The 20786-nt window shown below is 49.3% G+C and carries 14 protein-coding genes and 10 pseudogenes; 13 read left to right on the top strand and 11 right to left on the bottom strand.

Annotated elements, in window-relative coordinates; all coding sequences use genetic code 11:
- Positions 1-53: 53 nt before the first annotated feature.
- The 4 genes and pseudogenes from priC to dinG all read right to left on the bottom strand — a co-directional run.
- Positions 54-476, bottom strand: a pseudogene (priC, locus tag DZ54_RS21040) (primosomal replication protein PriC); the annotation flags it as partial.
- Entirely contained in the window at positions 458-607 is a 150-nt protein-coding gene (locus DZ54_RS26120) for a hypothetical protein (protein WP_240473976.1), read from the bottom strand. The pseudogene priC and the gene DZ54_RS26120, both read right to left, overlap by 19 nt.
- 112 nt (positions 608-719) lie before the next feature.
- Positions 720-1492, bottom strand: a pseudogene (locus DZ54_RS21035) (sulfite exporter TauE/SafE family protein).
- 14 nt (positions 1493-1506) lie between these two features.
- Positions 1507-3550: pseudogene (dinG, locus tag DZ54_RS21030) on the bottom strand (ATP-dependent DNA helicase DinG).
- Positions 3551-4111: 561 nt separating this feature from the next.
- Between dinG and DZ54_RS0110960 the strand changes: the two are divergent.
- Complete coding sequence (locus DZ54_RS0110960; RefSeq protein WP_025674102.1) at positions 4112-5122, top strand: porin; 1011 nt, start codon at positions 4112-4114, stop codon at positions 5120-5122.
- 88 nt (positions 5123-5210) lie between these two features.
- Positions 5211-5858 carry a YccT family protein gene (locus DZ54_RS0110955; protein ID WP_025674101.1) on the top strand — a complete coding sequence of 216 codons (648 nt, stop codon included), beginning with the start codon at positions 5211-5213 and terminating at the stop codon, positions 5856-5858.
- A 135-nt stretch (positions 5859-5993) separates the two neighbouring features.
- On the opposite strand, the gene DZ54_RS0110950 is transcribed toward DZ54_RS0110955, so the two are convergent.
- Positions 5994-6377: a hypothetical protein gene (locus tag DZ54_RS0110950; RefSeq protein ID WP_025674100.1), complete on the bottom strand. Its 384-nt coding sequence runs from the start codon at positions 6375-6377 to the stop codon at positions 5994-5996.
- 420 nt (positions 6378-6797) lie between these two features.
- Between DZ54_RS0110950 and DZ54_RS0110945 the strand changes: the two genes are divergently transcribed.
- The 11 genes and pseudogenes from DZ54_RS0110945 (at position 6798) to DZ54_RS0110905 (ending at position 16487) form a co-directional block, all read left to right on the top strand.
- A complete protein-coding gene (locus DZ54_RS0110945) occupies positions 6798-7205 on the top strand; it encodes a YbaN family protein (protein ID WP_025674098.1) in 408 nt (135 codons plus the stop codon).
- Between the two features lie 36 nt (positions 7206-7241).
- A pseudogene (apt, locus tag DZ54_RS21025) lies at positions 7242-7786 on the top strand (adenine phosphoribosyltransferase).
- Between the two features lie 57 nt (positions 7787-7843).
- A pseudogene (gene dnaX, locus DZ54_RS27500) lies at positions 7844-9082 on the top strand (DNA polymerase III subunit gamma/tau); the annotation flags it as partial.
- 155 nt (positions 9083-9237) lie between these two features.
- Complete coding sequence (locus DZ54_RS27495; protein WP_037354336.1) at positions 9238-9669, top strand: hypothetical protein; 432 nt, start codon at positions 9238-9240, stop codon at positions 9667-9669.
- Positions 9638-10090, top strand: a complete 453-nt coding sequence (locus DZ54_RS27490; protein WP_164831581.1) for a DNA polymerase III subunit gamma/tau C-terminal domain-containing protein — start codon at positions 9638-9640, stop codon at positions 10088-10090. Before DZ54_RS27495 ends, DZ54_RS27490 begins: the two co-directional genes overlap by 32 nt.
- A 24-nt stretch (positions 10091-10114) precedes the next feature.
- A pseudogene (locus tag DZ54_RS21005) lies at positions 10115-10445 on the top strand (YbaB/EbfC family nucleoid-associated protein).
- A gap of 3 nt (positions 10446-10448) precedes the next feature.
- Complete coding sequence (gene recR / locus DZ54_RS0110925; protein ID WP_025739463.1) at positions 10449-11057, top strand: recombination mediator RecR; 609 nt, start codon at positions 10449-10451, stop codon at positions 11055-11057.
- A gap of 201 nt (positions 11058-11258) precedes the next feature.
- Positions 11259-13154, top strand: coding sequence for a molecular chaperone HtpG (gene htpG, locus DZ54_RS0110920; RefSeq protein WP_025674094.1), 1896 nt, complete (start codon positions 11259-11261; stop codon positions 13152-13154).
- A 155-nt stretch (positions 13155-13309) separates the two neighbouring features.
- Positions 13310-13954 (top strand): adenylate kinase, encoded by a 645-nt coding sequence (adk, locus tag DZ54_RS0110915; protein ID WP_025674093.1) that lies wholly within the window; start codon positions 13310-13312, stop codon positions 13952-13954.
- Between the two features lie 198 nt (positions 13955-14152).
- Positions 14153-15112 (top strand): annotated as a pseudogene (gene hemH, locus DZ54_RS21000) (ferrochelatase).
- 73 nt (positions 15113-15185) lie between these two features.
- The gene (locus DZ54_RS0110905; protein ID WP_025674091.1) at positions 15186-16487 is read left to right on the top strand and encodes an inosine/guanosine kinase; all 1302 of its coding nucleotides are present in this window, start codon (positions 15186-15188) and stop codon (positions 16485-16487) included.
- Between the two features lie 72 nt (positions 16488-16559).
- On the opposite strand, the gene DZ54_RS0110900 is transcribed toward DZ54_RS0110905, so the two are convergent.
- The 6 genes and pseudogenes from DZ54_RS0110900 to asnB form a co-directional block, all read right to left on the bottom strand.
- Positions 16560-16952: a CBS domain-containing protein gene (locus DZ54_RS0110900; RefSeq protein ID WP_025674090.1), complete on the bottom strand. Its 393-nt coding sequence runs from the start codon at positions 16950-16952 to the stop codon at positions 16560-16562.
- Positions 16953-16956: 4 nt separating this feature from the next.
- Positions 16957-17319, bottom strand: coding sequence for a P-II family nitrogen regulator (locus DZ54_RS0110895; protein WP_025674088.1), 363 nt, complete (start codon positions 17317-17319; stop codon positions 16957-16959).
- Positions 17320-17323: 4 nt separating this feature from the next.
- Positions 17324-18030 (bottom strand): annotated as a pseudogene (locus DZ54_RS26110) (DUF1538 domain-containing protein).
- Positions 18031-18168: 138 nt separating this feature from the next.
- Positions 18169-18801 (bottom strand): annotated as a pseudogene (locus DZ54_RS26105) (DUF1538 domain-containing protein); the annotation flags it as partial.
- A gap of 207 nt (positions 18802-19008) precedes the next feature.
- Positions 19009-19527 (bottom strand): asparagine synthase-related protein, encoded by a 519-nt coding sequence (locus DZ54_RS27485; RefSeq protein ID WP_420804854.1) that lies wholly within the window; start codon positions 19525-19527, stop codon positions 19009-19011.
- Positions 19443-20671 (bottom strand): annotated as a pseudogene (asnB, locus tag DZ54_RS20990) (asparagine synthase B). Before asnB ends, DZ54_RS27485 begins: the two are co-directional and overlap by 85 nt.
- Positions 20672-20786: the final 115 nt, after the last annotated feature.

Below are 20786 nucleotides of genomic sequence, written 5' to 3'. Positions count from 1 at the left end.
TTTCTCCTTGTTGATCTCTCGGGCGTCTTATCTCAGTATGGCCTAAGCCTATTTCACGACTTTTTTTCTCGGTAACTGATGGTGGTTTCGATACGCTCTCGCGCTTTGGTGCAGCGTGCTAGACGTTGTTCGAGGGCAAGCACTTGTTTTTGATACTGCTGTCGTACCGCCGGGGTCGACGCCATGTCTACGCTGGCATTGGCGTCTCGGAGTTTATCGGCTAATCGGCGCTCCCAGTCTTGGTGCTTGGCGAGATCTTGGTAAAGCTCACCAATCGCCTGACGTCGTGGCCCGCGTTTGGCCTGCTCTTGCTTGCGTAATGGTTGAGTGGCCAGTTCGCGTTGTAGCGCGGTAATTTGCGACAACAGGGTCTCACAAATATGGGTTGCGCGTGCATCGGTCAATGTACCTTGCTGCTGATCGCGCTGCATCACCGCCAGCAATCCTTGGGCTTCGTTTACACAGGGAGTGAGTAGTTTGCCCTTGCAGTGAAAGAGGGTGGTGGCAAATAAAGGCGCATTGCTTCGCCACGACGCCGATCGACGTCTGCGGCCTGAGTCGCCAGTTGCTCAAGGTGGTGGGACATGGCTTCAATTTGCGCTTTCATTGTTTGTCTCTCAATCACGCTAAATGGGGGACGTCCAGCATGTGATGCCCTAAGTCGTGGTGTCTAACATGTGACGTCCAACGTGTGACGTCCACACAAATAGTGTAAGGGATTAAAACCAAGCATCGACGGCCAGTTTACCGGCCAAAATCACCACTGCAGTCACAAAAATAGGCCGAATAAATTGGCTGCCAAAACGAATCGCCGAGTGAGCCCCTATAAATGCGCCTAGCATTAAGCATAAGCCCATGATCAGCCCGAGTGCCCAGTTCACATGGCCCAACAGCGCAAACGCGACCAATGAGGTAATATTGCTGGTAAAGTTCATTGCCTTGGCTAACCCGGAGGAGAGCAAAATATTCATCCGATAAAGAGACATGGAGAACACCGTCCAAAATGCGCCAGTCCCTGGGCCAGCAACCCCATCATAAAAGCCAGCGATAGGCCTTGGCTCCACTGCTTGATAGGTAGCTTAGGGCAGCGCGCGGGGAGCTGATTATTATCACCCTTAGGATGTGGATGCCAAACGGTGTAAATCGCGGCTACAAGCACCACGATCGGGATCGCTTTTTCCAGCCACTCGGTACTGAGCACATCAACCAGTAAGGTCCCAGCCGTTGCCCCAATTAAGGTGCCCCAAAACGCGTGTTGCCAAAATAAAGGCGAAAAAAGACGTTTTTTATAATAGGTAAAGGCGGCGGTGCTGGAGGCAAAGGTCGCCGCCAGTTTATTGGTGCCCAGCGCCACATGGGGCGGCAAACCCAGTGATAACAGGGCTGGGACAGTCAGCATGCCCCCTCCACCGGCGACGGCATCGATAAAGCCGGCGACAAAAGCCGTCAGCCCTAGGATCACTAAGGTCGAAAGATCAATCAATTCAAGCATAGTCACTCGTTAATTTAAGATTCGATCACGCGTTTGAATGGCGGCAGCGAGTCGAGTAAAGATTGGCCATATCTGCGGGTGATAATGCGCCGGTCAAGAAGCACCACTTTACCAGAGTCTTCCTCTTTGCGCAGTAGACGACCGACGGATTGCACCAGCTTTTTACTCGCTTCTGGGACCGCGATTTGTAAAAACGGATTGCCACCGCAGCGCTCAATGTATTCAGCGTGAGCTTCTTCCACTGGAGAGGTGGGGACGCAAAGGGAATTTTAGTAATAATAAGGTTGGTCAATAAGTTACCGGGTAAATCTAAGCCTTCGGAAAAACTGCCGGTGCCAAAGATAATACTGGTTTTGTCCGCATTCACGGCGTGATCATGAGCCTTTAATAGCGCGGTGCGCGATTGTGTGCCCTGACAGAGCAGTTGCCAGCCGCGTTGTTTTACCGTTTGCTCAACGGCTTGGGTGACTTGTTTCATCTGCCAATAAGACGCGAATAACACCAAGGACGCCCGTTCGCCTTCTAAGTGCTCAATAATTTTCTCGCTCAGCGCCTCGGTAAAAGTACCGGCTTGCGGCTCACAAGGCATGGCTGGGATCACCAAGCGCGCTTTGTTGGCGTAGTCAAACGGGGAGGGTAAGGCCAAATAACGTGATCCGTCGGTTTCATTCAGCCCCACTTGGCGACAAAAATAGCTAAAGCGATTAAGCGCACGCAAGGTGGCAGAAAATAGGCCAACGCCCGCCGCGCGAGACCAGAGCATTTGATCCAGGCGCCAGCCCACCTCTAAGGGAGAGACATGCACCCAAAGATCGCCTTCGCGCTCACGGCAGGCTTGTACCCAACGGGCAAGCGGTGCGCCTTTGTCAGAATTGGGCTGGGCCATCAAGGTCCAAACCTTTTCCAAATTTTCTAACCGTTGTAAGAAAAACGCGGTTTCGGCGAGGGCAGGATCGGCCAGTTTCGCCGAAATGTCATTTTCTTTCAGACGTTCATTGATCAAATCATGGATTTTGCCCAATGTTTGATGGGCTTTTTTGCTTGCGGTTTTTAGCTGCTCACTGGGCGCATTGAGTGCCTCTGGCAGTTCACCATCGGCAAAACGATAGCAACCGTCGTCGTTAAGCGACAGTTGGCTGAGTATGTGTTTGACCTCGCGTAAACCTGGGATCAGGGTTTGAATGGCGTCTAATAAGCTATCGACAAAGCGGTGGGCGCGTTTGATATCTGCGGTGTTTCCCAGTTTGGTCGTGGCTTGATTAAGCTTTTCTAACCAGCCCACCACGCCAAGCAAACTGGCACTGGCGGCAGAAAAGTCTCGCGCTACCGTGGGCAAGTGGTGCGCCTCGTCAATCATATATAGGCACTGCTCGGGCTCGGGCAAGATCACCCCGCCGCCGAGCTCGAGATCGGCTAATAACAGGCTATGATTGACCACCACCACATCAGCTTTGTCCATCGCCTCGCGCGCTTTAGCAAAGGGGCAACCACGGTGGGCGGGCAGGCCTGCATGACAGGTGTGTTTATCAGAGGCGATCGCCTGCCACAGATGATCGGCAATCGGTTTGGGCCAGCTGTCGCGGTCGCCATCCCATTTGCTTCGGCTCAGCGCGGCGTAGAGATCATTGAGTAATAACTGCTCATTACGCTTGGGTTTTTGGGTAAATAGCGCGCCTTGGATACTCTCGGTATTTGCCACCGCACTGAGCTTGTGTGCACAGCAATAGCGCTGGCGTCCTTTGGCCAAGATAAAATCAAACGGCTTCGGGCAGATGCGATGGAAAAAGGGAATATCTTTATGAGCAAGCTGCTCTTGCAACGCCACCGTTGCGGTCGACACCACCACTTTCTTATTGTTGTTGAGCGCGAACGGGATTGCCCCCATCAAATACGCCATTGACTTGCCCACCCCGGTGCCCGCCTCGGCCACTAATAGCCGACGTTTGGGTCATAATCACCCGCCAAGGTTTTGGCTAACTCTGCCACCAAATAGTTCTGAGCTTTGCGCGGAATAAAGTGGGGAAGTTGGTCTTGTAGCGTTTGGTAGCACGCGCGAATGTCTGATTTTACGGCAGGCTGAGCATCAACAGGTCCGAGTAGTAAAGGATAAACCCGAGTATAACACGGGGGGAAAACGTGAAAACGATCATGGAATGTTAGTTTTCCTTACAGATATGAGATCTTGGTCACGAATTTAATTTGAACCATTTTCGCTATCTTGCTGATCTGCCGTTTGATTAACAAAACGCCTTATTTAAGCGATTGATTAGTTTTTTATGCTTTAAATAAGACATTTTTCAATTATATTTGGCGTTTTATACTGATTGTTTTTGTTGTTAACTTTCACGATCTCGATTTGTGAATAAAGGTCAAACTGTGATCTTTGTTCATTTACGTGTGATATATTATTGTTTTTAAAGATTTTTTGTCTAAGTTGTAATGCGCTTCCAGCGAGTTGACAGAACACCAAATGTTCTGCACGATTAGCCACGAAGTTTCAGTGAACTGGCATTTTGTGCTTCACAGCGTTTGTTGTAAGCAGCAGAGTGACAGTCACCATAAAACAGAGTTCCATGAAGGAACTCATAATGACTAAATAGAAAAGGCAGTGGATTAACCATGAAAAAGACTATTCTAGCAATGGCAGTACCAGCTCTGCTGGCAGCTGGCTCAGCATCAGCAAGCATCAACCTGTATAACGCAGAAGGCGTTAAAGTAGACGCATCAGGTGCAGCAGAAGTTCAGTACATTCAGAAGATTGGTAATGATCTTGACGGTGCGTGGAAGTTGGAAGACGGTGACTTCGCTATCAACACTGAAGTAGCAGTGTCAGACAAGCTTTCTGTTATTGGTGCGATGGCATTCGAATTTGAAATGAACGATGCCAATAGCAACTATGACGAAAATGGCGATCCTACAGGCGAGAACCGCTCAAACGTTGAAAATGACGAGCTGTATGTTGGTTTTAAAGGCGATTGGGGTCAGTTTACCGCAGGTCGTCAGTACCTATTGATGGATGATGCTGGTATCACTAAAGATTACGAGCTTTCTGTAAATAGCTTTGGTGCAGACTATGAGCAAGCCGCTCAAGTTGGCAAATATGTTTATGATAACGGCACATTCTACGGCGCCTTGACATATAACGATAAAAGCGACGGCATCGAAGATGGAAGCGCTAATTCACCAGCAGGCGACGATGTTCGTGTTTATGAAGGCCGTCTAGGTTATCGCGTAGCAGACGTTGATGCGCGTGTTTATTATCAAAAAGCAGATAACGTTGATCGTGCAAACAACGATGATAAAGATGCTTATAACTTCGAAATTGAATATGCAGGCATTGAGAACGTAGGAATTGCAGCATCATACGGTCGCACTTCATCTGATATCGGTGGTGTTGACACTGACACCGACTACATCTCACTGGCTGCCGATTACACCATGGGTAAAACTACCTATGCTATCGGCTATGATAACCAAGACGTTGACGGTGAAAACTCAGATGTCAACGGTTACTATGCTAACGTCACTTATGCACTGCACAGCAATGCAAAAGTATACGCAGAAGTTGGCGATAGCGACGGTGACGAGAAAGACTGGGGCTACGTAGCAGGTATGGAAGTTAAGTTCTAATTGAGCTTAAACCATTATTGCTAGATGTAGCACTGGTTACAAAAGCCGCCCTAGGGCGGCTTTTTTCGTCTTACCGTTTGGAGTCACAATGAAAAAGTTAACAAAGGCTGCGTGGGCGCTAGGTGCATTGATGGTATCGAGTGCAATCAATGCGGCGGAAATCACCTCAGCGCGTCAGATTGAATTTGTGGTGGTCGATGGCAAAGAAGTCCGTTTTGACAACTGGGCACCGCAGCAGAGCATTGAGTTAGATAACGGCACCCATCAGTTGGTGATGCGCTTTGACGGCGAAGTGAAACGCGGCAGTAAAGAGGTGATTTTTACCTCGCGCCCGTATCTGTTTGAGCTTGAGGTTGATGGCCGCGATGCCACCATCAATATTGATACCAATCTAAGAGTGAAAACCCAGGCGACCAGCTATTTTGCTGATAACCCACAATGGCAAGCCGAATACGACAATGGCGATGTGATGCCTTTAGACGCGGTCGAGCTAAAAGGCGATGGGTTCGGTGCCTATGCCGATATGGAAGCGCTGGTGGCCGATTACAACCGCGCGAACGGGATCGTGATCGTTCAAGGGCAGAGCAAAAACCTGAATGATGTGTTGGTCGAGGTCGACGACCAAGGACAAGCCTCGATTAAAGGGGATGCTTTGTCTCAGCTAAAACTGTGGTACACCAAAGCCAGCGATCAAGAGCGTAAAACCTTCCGCCGTTGGATCATTGATCAAGACTAAGTGTTGTGGGGTGATGCTTGATAGTCAGCATCACTCGATTGACTGCCTTAAACTGTCGATAAAAAAACGCGCCCAGTAGATACTGGGCGCGCTCGGTTTAAGCCACGGTGAGACAAGCGAAAGTCGACCTTGGGCTCACACCGATTTACGGGTGCCCGGTGTCGCACGGCGAGTCGCCGGATCGTGATGATAATAATTCGACGCACGACACTGCGGACAGCGCTGCTCGGCGGCATCCTTGATTAAATCATCGAGTGGAATGTCACTCTCACAATCGGCACACAAGCCGTAAATTTCCAAATCCATGGCACACAAAGCTGCATCGACTTTTTCTAGGCGTTCACCGAGGCAGCGAATCGCACCAGGTAGGCCTTGGCTTTCTTTGATCAGCTCTGTGACAGTCAAGGTGTCGCAATGCTTGTCCCAGTCTTCACGCAGGCGCGTGGTTAACGTGGCTATCAGCTCGGCACGCTCACGAGTGAGCTTACGCCGCAGCTGCGCAAGAGTCGTAGTATCCATGGTCAGTTCGCTTGATTGGCTAAATGACGTTTATCATGACCCAATGCGTTAACTTGTTACCCTGATGTAAATCAATAATCCCTCTAAAACCTTACAAACAGTCCGTTTTTAGCGGCGGGAAGCTGAGCTATAGTAGCGGCACACTGATGTTATGTTGTTGTGAGTGTTGTAACCGATGGAACATGAATTTAAAGAACCCTATAACCTAAAGTATTTTTTCGGCTTTTTGCTGGCACTGCTTCTCCCTACTTTACCGGCGAGTTTAACGTGGCTTGGGATCCTATTTGGCGGTTAATGACCGCCTTATCCGCTGACTTCTTCCCATCCTATACCACTAACGCTGTACCTATAGTGTCTCTGCCACTACACTGAGTGTAAGTAAAAACGGCAACGAAAGATCGCCAAAAGGTAACGATGACGATGCAACAAGCACCGACAGTCGCAGGGCGTTGGTTATGGAACGGCTTAGGCTGGCTATGGGTCGCATTGGGCGCGGCGGGGGCCTTTTTGCCTGTGCTACCCACCACACCGTTTCTGCTATTAGCGAGCGGCTGTTTTATGCGTGGATCTCCCCGTATCGCCCATTGGTTACATGCCCATCCGACGTTCGGGCCGATACTCACCGACTGGTACCACAAGCGTGCCATCAGTCGGCGGGTGAAAAAGCGCGCCACAGTGATGATAGTAGCCAGCTTCTCATGGTCGATTTACATGGTGGCAGCGCTTTGGTTAAAAGGTATGCTACTTCTTTGCCTAATTGTGCTCTTATGCTGGTTTCTCCGCCTGCCAGAAACGGAATCTGTTGCTGGGTCGGCTGAAAATTCATAACATGGCGGTTTGCGTTTTTATCGATGAGAATTGGCCATGAGCAACGACAACTTGGATGTGATCAAACAAAGCATTCAAACCATTCCTGATTATCCCAAGCCAGGCATCTTATTTCGTGATGTCACCAGCTTGATGGAAGACCCGACCGCCTATCAAGCCACCATTGATGCCCTTGCCGCCCAGTATCGTGACCAAGGCTTTACTAAGGTGATTGGCACTGAGTCACGCGGCTTTTTATTTGGTGCGCCATTGGCGTTAGCACTGGCACTGCCCTTTGTGCCTGTCCGCAAGCCGGGCAAGCTGCCACGTGAAGTGATCAGCGAAAATTACCAGTTAGAATACGGTGAGGACACGCTTGAAATCCACCGTGACGCGATTAATGATGGCGATAAAGTACTGGTGATCGATGACTTGCTCGCCACCGGCGGCACCATTGACGCGACCGTCAAATTAGTCCGTCGCTTGGGCGGTACCGTGGAACACGCCGGATTTGTGATTAGCTTGCCTGATATTGGCGGTGAGGAAAAACTGACAGCCTCGGTGTCAATGTGTACAGTCTGTGCGAATTTGCCGGCCATTAACGGTGAACACGACGCTGGACCTTGCGTCATTTATCAGCCACCAGGATGCCAATTGACATGAGTTACCAAGTTCTTGCACGTAAATGGCGCCCCCATAACTTCGAGTCTGTGGCGGGGCAAAGCCATGTGCTGACGGCGCTAGCCAATGCACTCGATCATGACCGCCTGCACCATGCTTACCTGTTTAGTGGGACTCGGGGGGTGGGCAAAACCTCCATTGCGCGTATTTTTGCCAAAGGGTTGAATTGCGAGCAGGGCGTGTCATCCTCGCCGTGTGGTCAATGTGCAACCTGTCGGGAAATTGATGAAGGGCGTTACGTTGATTTGCTAGAGATTGATGCCGCGTCGCGTACCAAGGTGGAAGATACCCGCGAGCTGCTGGATAACGTCCAGTATAAACCGGCGCGTGGGCGGTATAAGGTGTACCTGATTGATGAGGTACACATGCTGTCGCGGCATAGTTTCAATGCCTTGCTCAAAACACTGGAAGAGCCGCCTGAGTATGTGAAATTTTTGCTCGCGACCACGGATCCACAAAAGCTGCCGGTCACCATTTTGTCGCGCTGCTTACAGTTACATTTAAAGCACTTTGACGCCAACCAGATCCAAACTCAGCTCGAGTATATTCTTACCCAAGAGGGTATTGAGGCCGAATCTCGCGCCTTGATGCTGCTGTCGCGTGCGGCGGAAGGCAGTATGCGGGATGCGCTGAGCTTAACCGATCAAGCGATCGCGCTCGGTAACGGCCAGATCAGCACCCATGCCGTGGCAGAGATGTTAGGCACCTTGAGTACCGACAATGCATTATTGCTGCTGGAAGCGTTGGTGAATCAAGACGCGGTCGAACTGATGAATGGGCTCACACACATTGCGCAGGTGGGTGTCGAGTGGGATGGCTTACTGAAAGAACTCGCCAGCCAACTTCACCAAATTGCACTGGCGCAAACGCTGCCACATACCCGTGATGATGCCGATGGTGAGTACGCGCGCATACAAGCCTTAGCGTCACGATTAGCGCCGCAAGATGTGCAGCTATGTTACCAAATGGCGCTGCAGGGTCGGCAAGATTTGCCTTATGCGCCTGATGGACGGGCGGGGCTTGAGATGGTCCTACTACGGATGTTGGCGTTTCAGCCAGTCAAAACGGTGCCGTACGAGCCAGTGGCCATTGCGGTGCCTGAACAGGCTCCGGCGTCACATTCTCAGCCAACCGCCCAACCTGTGGATCAGACAGTCGCTCAGCTAGGGCTGAGTCAAGCGCTCAACCTGCGGCGGCATCCACTGATAACCCCGATCCGGCACAAGCGATCAGTGCGTTAAAAGCGCAAGTTGCCGCGTCGGCGCATCCATCACCCGCATCGATCACGCCGACTGCGCCTGAGGCACCACCATCACACACGGGGACGTCAGCGCCTTATCACGATGCACCGTCGACTCATCACGATGAATCAGTGCCTGAGCACGGTGATAGTGCCCCGGTGTCACCAGCAACAGAGCCCGAGCAGGGCACCGACTCACCAGCGTCACTGACCAGTGAGCCTGCAGCGTCCGCCGCCTCGAGTTTGATTCAAGCGCGCAACCAGTTGCGTAGTCGGATGAAACGGCAAACGAGTCAGTCCGAGTCTGGCGTAAAAAAGGCGAGACAGACACCGGCCAAGAGTGATGCATTATCTGTGTTGGATCGCGTCGCGACCGCCGCAGAAACTGCATCGCCTGTGTCTGGCGCTACTTCGGCAGCCGTGTCGTCCAATCCTGTGCCAGCGCAAGGGAGCGACACATCGCACACCGCGTCTGAGCCTTATCAATGGCGTCCTTCTCAGCTCAAACCGAGGCACCCGTGTTGCACCTTCGTTGACGCCAAACGCGCTCAAACAGGCACTTGAGCATGAGAAAACGCCAGCGATGCGTGACAAATTGGTGGAGGAGACCAATCAGCAAGATCCCTGGTGTGCGTTGGCCGATAGCCTTGATGTGGAGCGACTAGTGAAACAAATGGCGCTCAATGCCGCCATGATGCGTGAAGGCGACCATGTTCGGTTGACATTAAGGCCCGATCAGGCGCACCTGAATACCGAAAAAGCGCAGCAACAGTTAACGCAGGCCTTGACGACAGCGCTTGGTGCCCCCATTACCTTGGAGGTACAGCTTGGTGAGTCGGGGATCACACCGTTAGAGCGGCGCGAGCAGCGTTATCAACAAAAATTAGCGCAGGCGACACACAGCCTGCATAATGATCCGAATGTCACTTTTATGCTTCAACGCTTTGCGGCGGAGTTAGAAGAAGACAGCATTCGACCAATTTAAGACACCTAACCAAGAGAGAGAATTATGTTTGGTAAAGGCGGAATGGGCAACATGATGAAGCAGGCGCAGCAAATGCAAGAGCGCATGCAAAAAGTACAAGAAGAGATTGCCAGCATGGAAGTGACAGGCGAAGCGGGCGCCGGCATGGTGAAAGTGACCATGACAGGCAGCCACAGCATTCGCCGCGTCGACATCGATGATAGCTTAATGGAAGATGACAAAGACATGTTGGAAGACTTGATTGCAGCCGCATTCAACGATGCTGCACGTCGTGTTGAAGAGCAACAAAAAGAAAAAATGGACAGATGTGACAGGCGGTATGCAGTTGCCACCGGGCATGAAAATGCCGTTTTAATCGATGCGCACCAGCCAGTTACTGGAACAACTGATGGACTCGCTGCGTTGTTTACCTGGGGTTGGCCCCAAATCTGCGCAGCGTATGGCTTATCATCTTTTGCAACGTAATCGCCAAGGAGGGATTGCCCTTGCGCAGTCACTGAGCACGGCGATGACCGATATTGGCCACTGCAGCCAGTGCCGGACGTTTACCGAGCAAGACGTGTGTGCCATTTGTGACAATCCGAAACGCCAAGAAACCGGATTGATTTGTGTGGTTGAAAGCCCTGCTGATATTGCCGCGGTTGAAGCCACTGGTCAGTATTCTGGGCGTTATTTTGTCTTAATGGGGCATTTGTCACCATTAGATGGGATTGGGCCGGCAGATATTGGTTTAGACGTGCTTGAAAAGCGCCTGCAAAGCGAACCGATTGAGGAGCTTATTCTGGCAACAAATCCCACGGTGGAAGGGGAAGCCACGGCACAGTATATCGCTGAGCTTTGCCAAGAGCACCAAGTGGGCGCGAGCCGAATTGCGCATGGGGTCCCCATGGGTGGTGAGCTTGAGCTGGTTGATGGCACCACGCTATCGCACTCGATCATTGGTCGCCAACAGCTTAAATATCGCTAACCGCGTAAATATCGCTAATAGCTCATCAAGCCTAACCGTCCGGTTAGGCTTTCTTTTATTCAACTGGCTTTTATTTAACCAACAACACCTTGAAAGCGTCTGATGTGACCCTTATATCCTGGGATACTGAATATGAATTCATCGTGACGTGGGCGGACTGCCCACTCAGCCTTTAAACATCATAATGTTAGGTAGATTGACATGAGCGTGAAAACCCCAGAGAAACACCAGTTTGGTTCAGATACCTCCAAATTGCTGCAGTTGATGATCCACTCTCTCTACTCAAACAAAGAGATTTTTCTTCGAGAGCTCGTCTCAAACGCGTCGGACGCCGCCGACAAGCTACGTTTTAAAGCGCTGTCAGCGCCTGATCTGTATGAAAACGACGGTGATCTGCGTGTACGCTTATCCTTTGATAATGATGCCGGCACCTTAACCGTAACTGATAACGGTATTGGCATGAGCCGTGATGATGTCATTGCCAACCTAGGGACTATTGCTAAATCCGGCACCGAAGAATTTTTAAAACAACTGAACGAAGACCAAAGCAAAGATTCCAACTTAATTGGTCAGTTCGGTGTCGGTTTTTATTCCGCGTTTATTGTTGCTAATAAAGTAACAGTACGCACTCGCGCCGCTGGACTCGGGGCTGACGACGCCGTGCAGTGGGAATCGACCGGTGAAGGTGAGTATACTCTGGAGCCTGCCAGCAAAGCGGAACGCGGCACCGAAATCACCCTGCATCTCAAAGACGATGAGAAAGAGTTCCTTAACGACTGGCGCCTGCGTGAAGTGATCGGCAAGTACTCGGATCACATTGGGATTCCGGTCGAAATGTGGACCCAAGAAAAAGATGAAGAAGGCAATGAGACCGGTGAAGGCAAATGGGAGCAAGTGAACAAAGCGCAAGCGCTATGGACCCGTGCCAAGTCTGATATCTCCGCTGAAGAATATAAAGAATTCTATAAGCATGTTTCGCATGATTTTGCGGAGCCACTGACCTGGAGCCATAACCGTGTTGAGGGTAAAAATGACTACACCAGCTTGTTATATATCCCCTCTAAGGCGCCTTGGGATCTTTATAACCGCGAACACAAACATGGACTGAAACTCTATGTACAGCGCGTGTTTATCATGGATGATGCGTCACAATTCATGCCAAGTTACTTGCGTTTTGTTCGTGGTTTGATTGATTCTAACGATCTACCGCTTAACGTTTCGCGCGAGATCTTACAAGACAATAAGATCACCCAGTCATTGCGTGGCGCTTGTAGCAAGCGTGTGTTGTCGATGCTGGAAAAACTGGCTAAAAACGATGCTGAAAAATATCAAACATTTTGGCGTGAATTTGGCTTAGTGATGAAAGAAGGTCCAGCAGAAGATTTCAGCAATAAAGAAAAAATTGCTGGCTTGCTGCGCTTTGCCTCAACCCACGAAGATAGCGCTGAGCAAACCGTATCGTTGGCCGACTATGTGTCGCGCATGAAAGACGAGCAAGACAAAATTTATTATATCACGGCAGATAGCTATAACGCCGCCAAACACAGCCCACACTTGGAGCAGTTTAAGTCCAAAGGCATTGAAGTGATCTTGATGTACGATCGCATCGATGAATGGCTGATGAGCTACTTGACTGAGTTCGATGGTAAGCAGTTCCAGGCGATCACCAAAGCCGATCTTGACTTGAGCCAATTCGATGACGAAGAAGCGAAAGCAGAGCGCGAAGAAACTGAAAAAGCGTTTGAATCTGTGGTTGAGCGGGTCAAATCGCACCTGGGTGAGCGAGTGAAAGACGTGCGCACGACGTTCAAGCTTTCAGACACACCAGCGGTGGTCGTGACCGATCAGTTTGAAATGGGTACGCAAATGGCGAAATTGCTAGAAGCCGCTGGCCAGCAAGCGCCTGATGTTAAATACATTTTCGAGTTAAACCCAGAACATGATTTAATTAAGCGCATGGCCGATGAAAGCGATGAGCAAAAATTTGGCACCTGGGTAGAACTGTTGCTGGGGCAAGCGATGTTGGCCGAGAAAGGCAGTATGGATGATCCGTCAGAGTTCCTAGCGTCGGTCAATCAGCTTCTGACTAAGGTATAATCGACATACGTCGAGCAAAACGACATACTCAATAACGAACGACAAGCCCGGCCGGATGCCGGGCTTGATAGCGTTTAGTTAAGCGTGTATGTTTCGGGTCTTTGCGACGATAGACGCAGTTTAACGAAACCTAAATAATCATAAAGGGGATCACTATGCGCATCATTCTGTTAGGTGCACCGGGCGCGGGTAAAGGGACGCAAGCGCAGTTCATCATGGAAAAATACGGGGTTCCGCAAATTTCTACCGGTGACATGTTGCGCGCCGCCATTAAAGCGGGCACTGAGCTTGGTTTACAAGCCAAAGCGGTTATTGATGCTGGCGAATTGGTGTCTGACGACATTATTCTTGGCTTGGTTAAAGAGCGTATCTCGCAAGATGATTGTGCCAACGGCTTCTTGCTAGATGGGTTCCCACGTACTATTCCACAGGCGGATGGTCTTAAAGAGATCGGTATCGCGATCGATTACGTACTCGAATTCGACGTTCCGGACGACGTTATTGTAGAGCGTATGAGTGGTCGCCGTGCTCACCTGGCGTCTGGCCGAACATATCACCTCGTTTACAACCCACCGAAAGAGGAAGGGAAAGACGATGTGACGGGCGAGCCGCTGGTGGTGCGTGACGATGATAAAGAAGAAACAGTGCGTGCACGCCTGAACGTGTATCACAATCAAACGGCGCCACTGATTGCGTACTACAAAAAAGAAGCCGATGCCGGCAATACCCAGTTTGTCACTTTCGATGGCACCCAAGCTGTCGAACAGGTTAGCACCGAGATCCAAAAGGTATTGGGCTAAACCACCCCTAGTGACCGTGCGGTGGGTGATGATGTGACGTCATCACCATCGGTATGACGGATAGCAGAAACCGGAGCAGACGATTGGTCGCTCCGGTTTTTTTATGGCAAGCTGCAATCAACCACTTACACTTATCCGCTCTTTGACGGAGCCGATACCAAGGATAAACCATCATGACAGAAAACAAACACCAGGTTGGTGTGCTATTGGTCAATCTGGGTACCCAGATGCGCCGACCCTGCATCTGTAAAGCGCTTTCTCTCTGAGTTTTTGCACGATCACCGTGTGGTCGATTTGACGCGCTGGTTGTGGTGTCCATTATTGCATGGCGTGATCTTGCCAGTACGGTCACCCAAGGTTGCAAACTCTACCAAAGTGTTTGGATGGAAGAAGCTCACCGTTAATGGTGTATGCCAAGCGCCAACGTGATGCGTTAGCGAAACAGGTTGATATGCCGGTCGCTTGGGCATGACTTATGGTACACCTTCTATCGCGCAGGGGATGGATGAGCTACAGCAACAAGGCTGTGAAAAGGTAATGATTTTACCGCTATACCCGCAATACTCGGCCACGACCACTGCCGCGGTATTCGACAAAGTGGCTAAATCTCTCAAAGGGAAGTCTCTTCTTCCGGAACTGCGCTATGTTCATCATTATCATGATCACCCAGCGTATCAATCCGCGTTGGCGGCGTCGGTAACACGCCACTGGGATCAGCATGGACAAGGGGACTTGTTGTTGTGTTCATATCACGGCATCCCGCAGCGTTTTGCCGATAATGGCGATCCGTACCCGCAGCACTGTGAACAAACCACCACTTTGCTCCAAGCCGAATTAGGTTTGTCTGATCAGGCAATTATGATGAGTTATCAATCACGCTTTGGCCGTGAAGAGTGGCTAAAACCTTACACCGATAAAACCTTGGAAGGGTTGCCAGCCAAGGGAATCAAAACGTTAGACATCATGACCCCCGCTTTCTCATCTGATTGCCTGGAAACCTTAGAGGAAATTGCGGGAGAATGTCGTGATATCTTTTTAGAAGCCGGTGGCGAAGCCTTTCGTTTTATCCCATGCTTAAATGATGACGAAGCACATATCCACTTAATGGCCTCGCTGGTGGCAGAACATACACAAGGCTGGTCGGTGAGAAATTCGTAGGCCAGACGCTACGCAGGCGCAAATTCTGTGATAGAATCCGCGCCTCCCTTCCATTAGCCAAGTTACACGAACCATGAAATTTCCAGGACAACGTAAGTCTAAACACTACTTTCCGGTTCATGCCCGGGACCCTTTGCTCAACCCTGCCACTGACCGCGGCTTTAAGCGCCCCCATGTTATTGGCATTGATCAAACCTTGGTCGATATAGAGGCGAAAGTAGGTGATGAATTTCTGGAACGCTATGGTTTAAGCAAAGGCCACTCGTTAGTGATTGATGATGAGCGTGCCGAAGCCTTGTATCAAGAGCTAAAAGACAACAACTTAGTGACGCATGAGTTTGCCGGCGGCACCATTGGCAATACCTTACACAACTATTCAGCGTTGGCTGACGATCAGTCGATCTTACTGGGGGTGATGAGCCAAGACATCCGCATTGGGAGTTACTCTTATCGCTATTTGTGCAATACGTCTAGCCGAATGGATCTAAACTATCTGCAACCGGTTCAAGGCCCGATTGGCCGTTGTTATGCACTGATTGGTGATTGCGGTGAGCGCACCTTTGCGATCAACGAAGGCTTGATGAACCAACTGCATCCCGACTCCATCCCTGAACACATCTTTGAGAACGCCTCTGCTTTAGTGCTGACGGCGTATTTGGTCCGTTGTAAAGAAGGCGATCCCATGCCGGAAGCGACCATGCGTGCCATTGATTATGCCAAAAAGCATAACGTGCCGGTGGTGATGACATTGGGCACCAAATATGTGATTGAGCAAAACCCCCAGTGGTGGCGTGATTTTCTGGCCGAGCATGTGAGTGTGGTCGCCATGAATGAAGATGAAGGCGAAGCCTTAACCGGAGAGAGTGATCCGCTGTTGGCGGCTGATGCGACCTTGCAGTGGGTGGATATGGTACTATGTACTGCGGGCCCGATTGGCCTATACATGGCTGGCTACAGTGAAGACAACGCTAAGCGCGAGACTTCGCTACCGTTGCTGCCTGGCGCGATTGCTGAATTTAACATGTATGAGTTCAGCCGTCCGATGATCAAAGCCGATTGCGAAAACCCGATTAAAATCTATTCGCACATTGCCCCTTACATGGGTGGCCCTGAGCGGATCAAAAACACCAATGGCGCGGGCGATGGTGCGTTATCGGCACTGTTGCACGATATGTCAGCCAACCGTTACCACCGTGATAATGTGCCCAATTCGAGCAAACATCAGTATCCATTTTTGACCTACTCGTCGTTCTCTCAGGTGTGTAAATACGCCAACCGTGTCAGCTATGAAGTGTTGGCTCAGCACTCGCCGCGTCTGTCTCGCGGTTTGCCAGAGCGTGAAGATAGCCTAGAAGAAGCCTATTGGGAGCGTTAAGCTGTTTTTAGTATAAACAAAGCCGCTAAAGCCAGCGGCTTTGTTATCATGATGTCAGCCAGTATGGTTTAGCTACTGGCTGTCTAAGTTGGCAAGCACTTCACTCATAATGTCATTCATTGAGATAAAGCCACTTAGTTCGTTATCTGTAAGCACCAGTAAACGTTTTAGTTCTTGGTTGACCATCAGCGAAGCAGCATGTTTTATGTCAATTTTTGCGCCGATACTGATCGCTGGTTTGGTACAAATATCAAACACATTAAGCAGATCGATATCGCCGTCTTCGGCAAGCGTTGCTTTTATAATATCCGAATAGGTAATAATGCCATAAGCATCTGTTTTCGTGTTTTTCTCAACAACGAGAGATTTAACCTCTTTCTCTCTCATCAGTCGCATAGCCTCTCTCAACTTGGCGAAAGAAGAGATGGTAATTACCTCTTTAATCATTACATCTGCTACTAACATATTGCTATTCCTTACCCGTTGTCTCGCCCATGATTTTTTCTTCAAACCGCTCTACCTGACTCATATCAATACCAGCTAGGTGTTCGATTCCAACTGTAAAAACGATACCTTTTGAGTCGTGTTCATCTTTTTGTAGCAACGCTTGCATTGCTTTGAGAATTTTTAATGATATCGATTTTTCTACAACCATCAGGAGAACAGATTGAGCGCCCTCATAAGTTAAACCGAAAAAGGTTCTTTTAGCGTTATTTCCAATACCTCGTCCAGATAATAATGTTATGCCAGTTGCACCTGCTTTCTTTGCACACTCGATTGCCTCGTCCTCCATATTTTCAGGAACGACTGAGACCAAAGCTGAAAATTTCATAAGTTCATTCACCTTGTGATTTTAAACGCCATTGACTAATAATTCCGTAAGTCATGACCGAAATAATAGGAAAAATAGATGCAAATGCAATGAGGCCAAAGCCGTCTATTAATACACTTCTCCCCTCGATATGCGTAGCTAAACCTATACCAAGGGCGGTTACCAGCGGCACAGTCACTTCTGATGTTGTTACCCCGCCGAGATCATAGGCAAGCGGTACAATATATTTCGGAGATAAAAAAGTCAGTATGATGACGAGGCTGTAACCCGTCATGATAAAAAAGTGCATGGAACCACCGACGATGATTCGGTGTACGCCTACTGTGATCCCTATGGCAACACCCAGCGCCACCAATAATCGAATAATATTGCCATTAATTTTGCCTCGCGATGCTTCTTGCGCTTGTTTACCAACTGCGATTAAGGCAGGTTCAGCCATAGTAGTGGAAAAACCAATGGCAAACGCGAATAAATAAATGAAAGCGACGTTATCGTTAGCGATTAGTTGCTCGGCCATAGCGCTGCCAATAGGGAATAAACCGAGCTTTAATCCGACCACAAAAGCATATAAGCCAATTATAACGAGGAAAAAACCAAAGGATACATGCAAAGGGTTAGACAGCCACGTTTTAAAACCAAATATTGGAAAAACAAAACGGTTAGAATGATAGGCATGACATCGCGCATCATCGTCAGTAAGTCGATGAACATGGTTAGCCATGCTGAATGTGATTCCGTTGATGTGGTGACCGTATTGACAATGACTGTCGCTTCTTTAAACGAGTAAACGTAAATGCCATACAGCTGAACGGTGATCATTGGAACCATAACAGCCAAGGCCACTAGCCCAAAACCGTCAATAATAGGGTTTCGTCCTTTAATTGAGCTCGCAAGCCCTATTCCAATTGCGGCGATAAGTGGAACGGTAACGATGTTGGTTGTCACACCTCCCGAATCATAAGCAAGCCCTACTATTTCGAGTGGAGAAAAGTAGGTCACTAAAACCACACTGATATAGCCAATGATCATGAACCAGTGAAGTGGGTAGCCCATAATGGTGCGAAACACCCCCAGACTGATCACAAATCCAACCGAGATAGCCACCAATAGCCGCAAGGAAAGTGCATTGACTTTGCCATCACTGATGACTTCCGCTTGTTCTGCAATCGCAATCAAAGCAGGCTCGGCAATCACGGCTGAAAAACCGATGGCGAAACCAAATGATATCAGTAACCATAAGGATCCTTTCCGAGCAAACTGGTTAGCTAAGCTTTTTCCCAACGGGAAAATACTGAGCTCAAGGCCTTGAAGGAATAAAGCGACACCGACAGCAACGATAACGATACCTATCGACATACTTACTACGTCGTCAGGGATGCTTTTTAAAATAGCGAGTTGGAAAAAAACCACCACGGCAATGATCGGGATAAGGTTCTTAAACGAGTGTATGAGTGTATGATAAAATTCCTTAAGAATATTCATGGACCATATCCAGATAATGACTGATAAATATAGAAATTATTATAACTAAAAAGTATGTAATTTGTAGTTTTTATGTTGAGTTTCGGGCTATATCCTGCCTATTATTTGCTTTTAAGCGTCTGGAGAGAGGCTAACGCTATCGCCCCCTGCATTGTGTTACCGATACAGAGGGCGCACCGTCAAGGTGTGACAATCAGAGGCGGGTGTTTAATACGCGTCGCGATGGACATTGCGTACGGCACGGCCAGATGGATCGGCCTGGTTTTTAAATGACGCATCCCATTCAATCGCTGCTGCACTAGAGCAGGCAATTGAGGGGCCGCCTGGTACACATTTAGCCGCATCATCGAGCGGGAAAAGCTCGGCGAAGATCTCACGATACATATACGCCTCTTTGGTGGTCGGCGTGTTGTATGGGAAGCGGAATTCAGCGGTGGCTAACTGTTGATCGCTGACCTTTTCGTCTGCAATGGTTTTTAATGTATCAATCCAGCCATAGCCAACCCCATCGCTAAACTGCTCTTTTTGTCGCCACGCCACTGATTCGGGCAGTAAATCGCCAAAGCATTCACGAATGATGTGTTTTTCCATTTTACCGTTACCGCACATTTTATCGTCCGGTTTGATTTGCATCGCTACTTCTAAAAACGCTTTATCCAGGAACGGTACGCGTGCTTCGACGCCCCATGCGGCCATCGATTTGTTGGCTCGAGCACAATCGAACATGTTAAGGGCAAGTAACTTACGTACCGTTTCTTCGTGGAAGGCTTGTGCGTTGGGCGCCTTATGGAAGTATAAGTAGCACCAAACACTTCATCTGCCCCTTCGCCAGACAGCACCATTTTGATCCCCATCGCGCGAATTTTTCGTGACATAAGATACATGGGAGTTGATGCGCGAATGGTAGTCACATCATAGGTTTCAATGTGATAAATCACGTCTCGAATGGCGTCCAGCCTTCTTGAATGCTGTAAGTGAACTCGTGATGAACGGTTTCCAGATGATCAGCAACCTGTTTCGCCGCTTTTAAGTCAGGCGCGCCCTCAAGGCCAATGGCAAATGAGTGCAAGCGTGGCCACCAAGCCTGGCTTTGATCATCATCTTCAACACGGTTAGCCGCAAACTGCTTGGTAATCGCAGAAATCACCGACGAATCAAGCCCACCTGATAATAAGACGCCATAGGGAACATCGGTCATCAGTTGGCGGTGTACCGCACTTTCTAACGCCTCTTTGAGCGCGGCTTTATCGGTACCGTTGTCTTTTACCGCATCATAGTCCATCCAATCGCGCTTGTAGTAGCGGACGGGCTCACCCTGTTTGCTCCATAAAAAATGGCCCGGAGGGAATTCGCTGATGGTTTTACACACTGGCATTAGTGCTTTCATCTCTGACGCCACATAATAGTTACCGTGCTCATCATGGCCGTGATATAGCGGAATAATGCCAATATGGTCACGGCCAATTAAATAAGCATCTTGTTCTTCATCATAAAGAATGAAGGCAAAAATACCGTTCAAGTAATCCAGCAGTTCAGCGCCTTTTTCTTGGTACAGTGCCAAAATGATTTCGCAATCTGATTCGGTTTGGAACGGATAATCGGGCACGAATTCGTCACGAAGCGCTTTGTGATTGTAGATCTCACCATTCACTGCCAACGCTTGGGTTTGTTGAGGGTTATAAAGTGGCTGGGCACCACTGTTAAGATCGACAATCGCAAGGCGCTCATGGACCAAAATGGCTTTTTCAGACGAATAGATCCCTGACCAATCGGGACCACGATGGCGCATGGTTTTTGACATTTTGAGCGCAACGTCGCGCAGTTGTTGCGGATCGGTTTTTATATCAAGTACCCCAAATACTGAACACATACTTTCCTCTCAAATTGGTGTAGCCAACAAGGCGATAACAAGTTAATGATTACTCTGCCTTGGGGGATGAGATGACACAAGGTTAAATCACTAATTCTTTATTAAACCTCCCTTG

The sequence above is a fragment of the Salinivibrio socompensis S35 genome (assembly GCF_000513715.1).
Taxonomy (GTDB): domain Bacteria; phylum Pseudomonadota; class Gammaproteobacteria; order Enterobacterales; family Vibrionaceae; genus Salinivibrio; species Salinivibrio socompensis.
The sequence above is the reverse complement of the archived record's forward strand: the minus strand, read 5'-3'. Positions and strand labels throughout refer to the sequence as shown.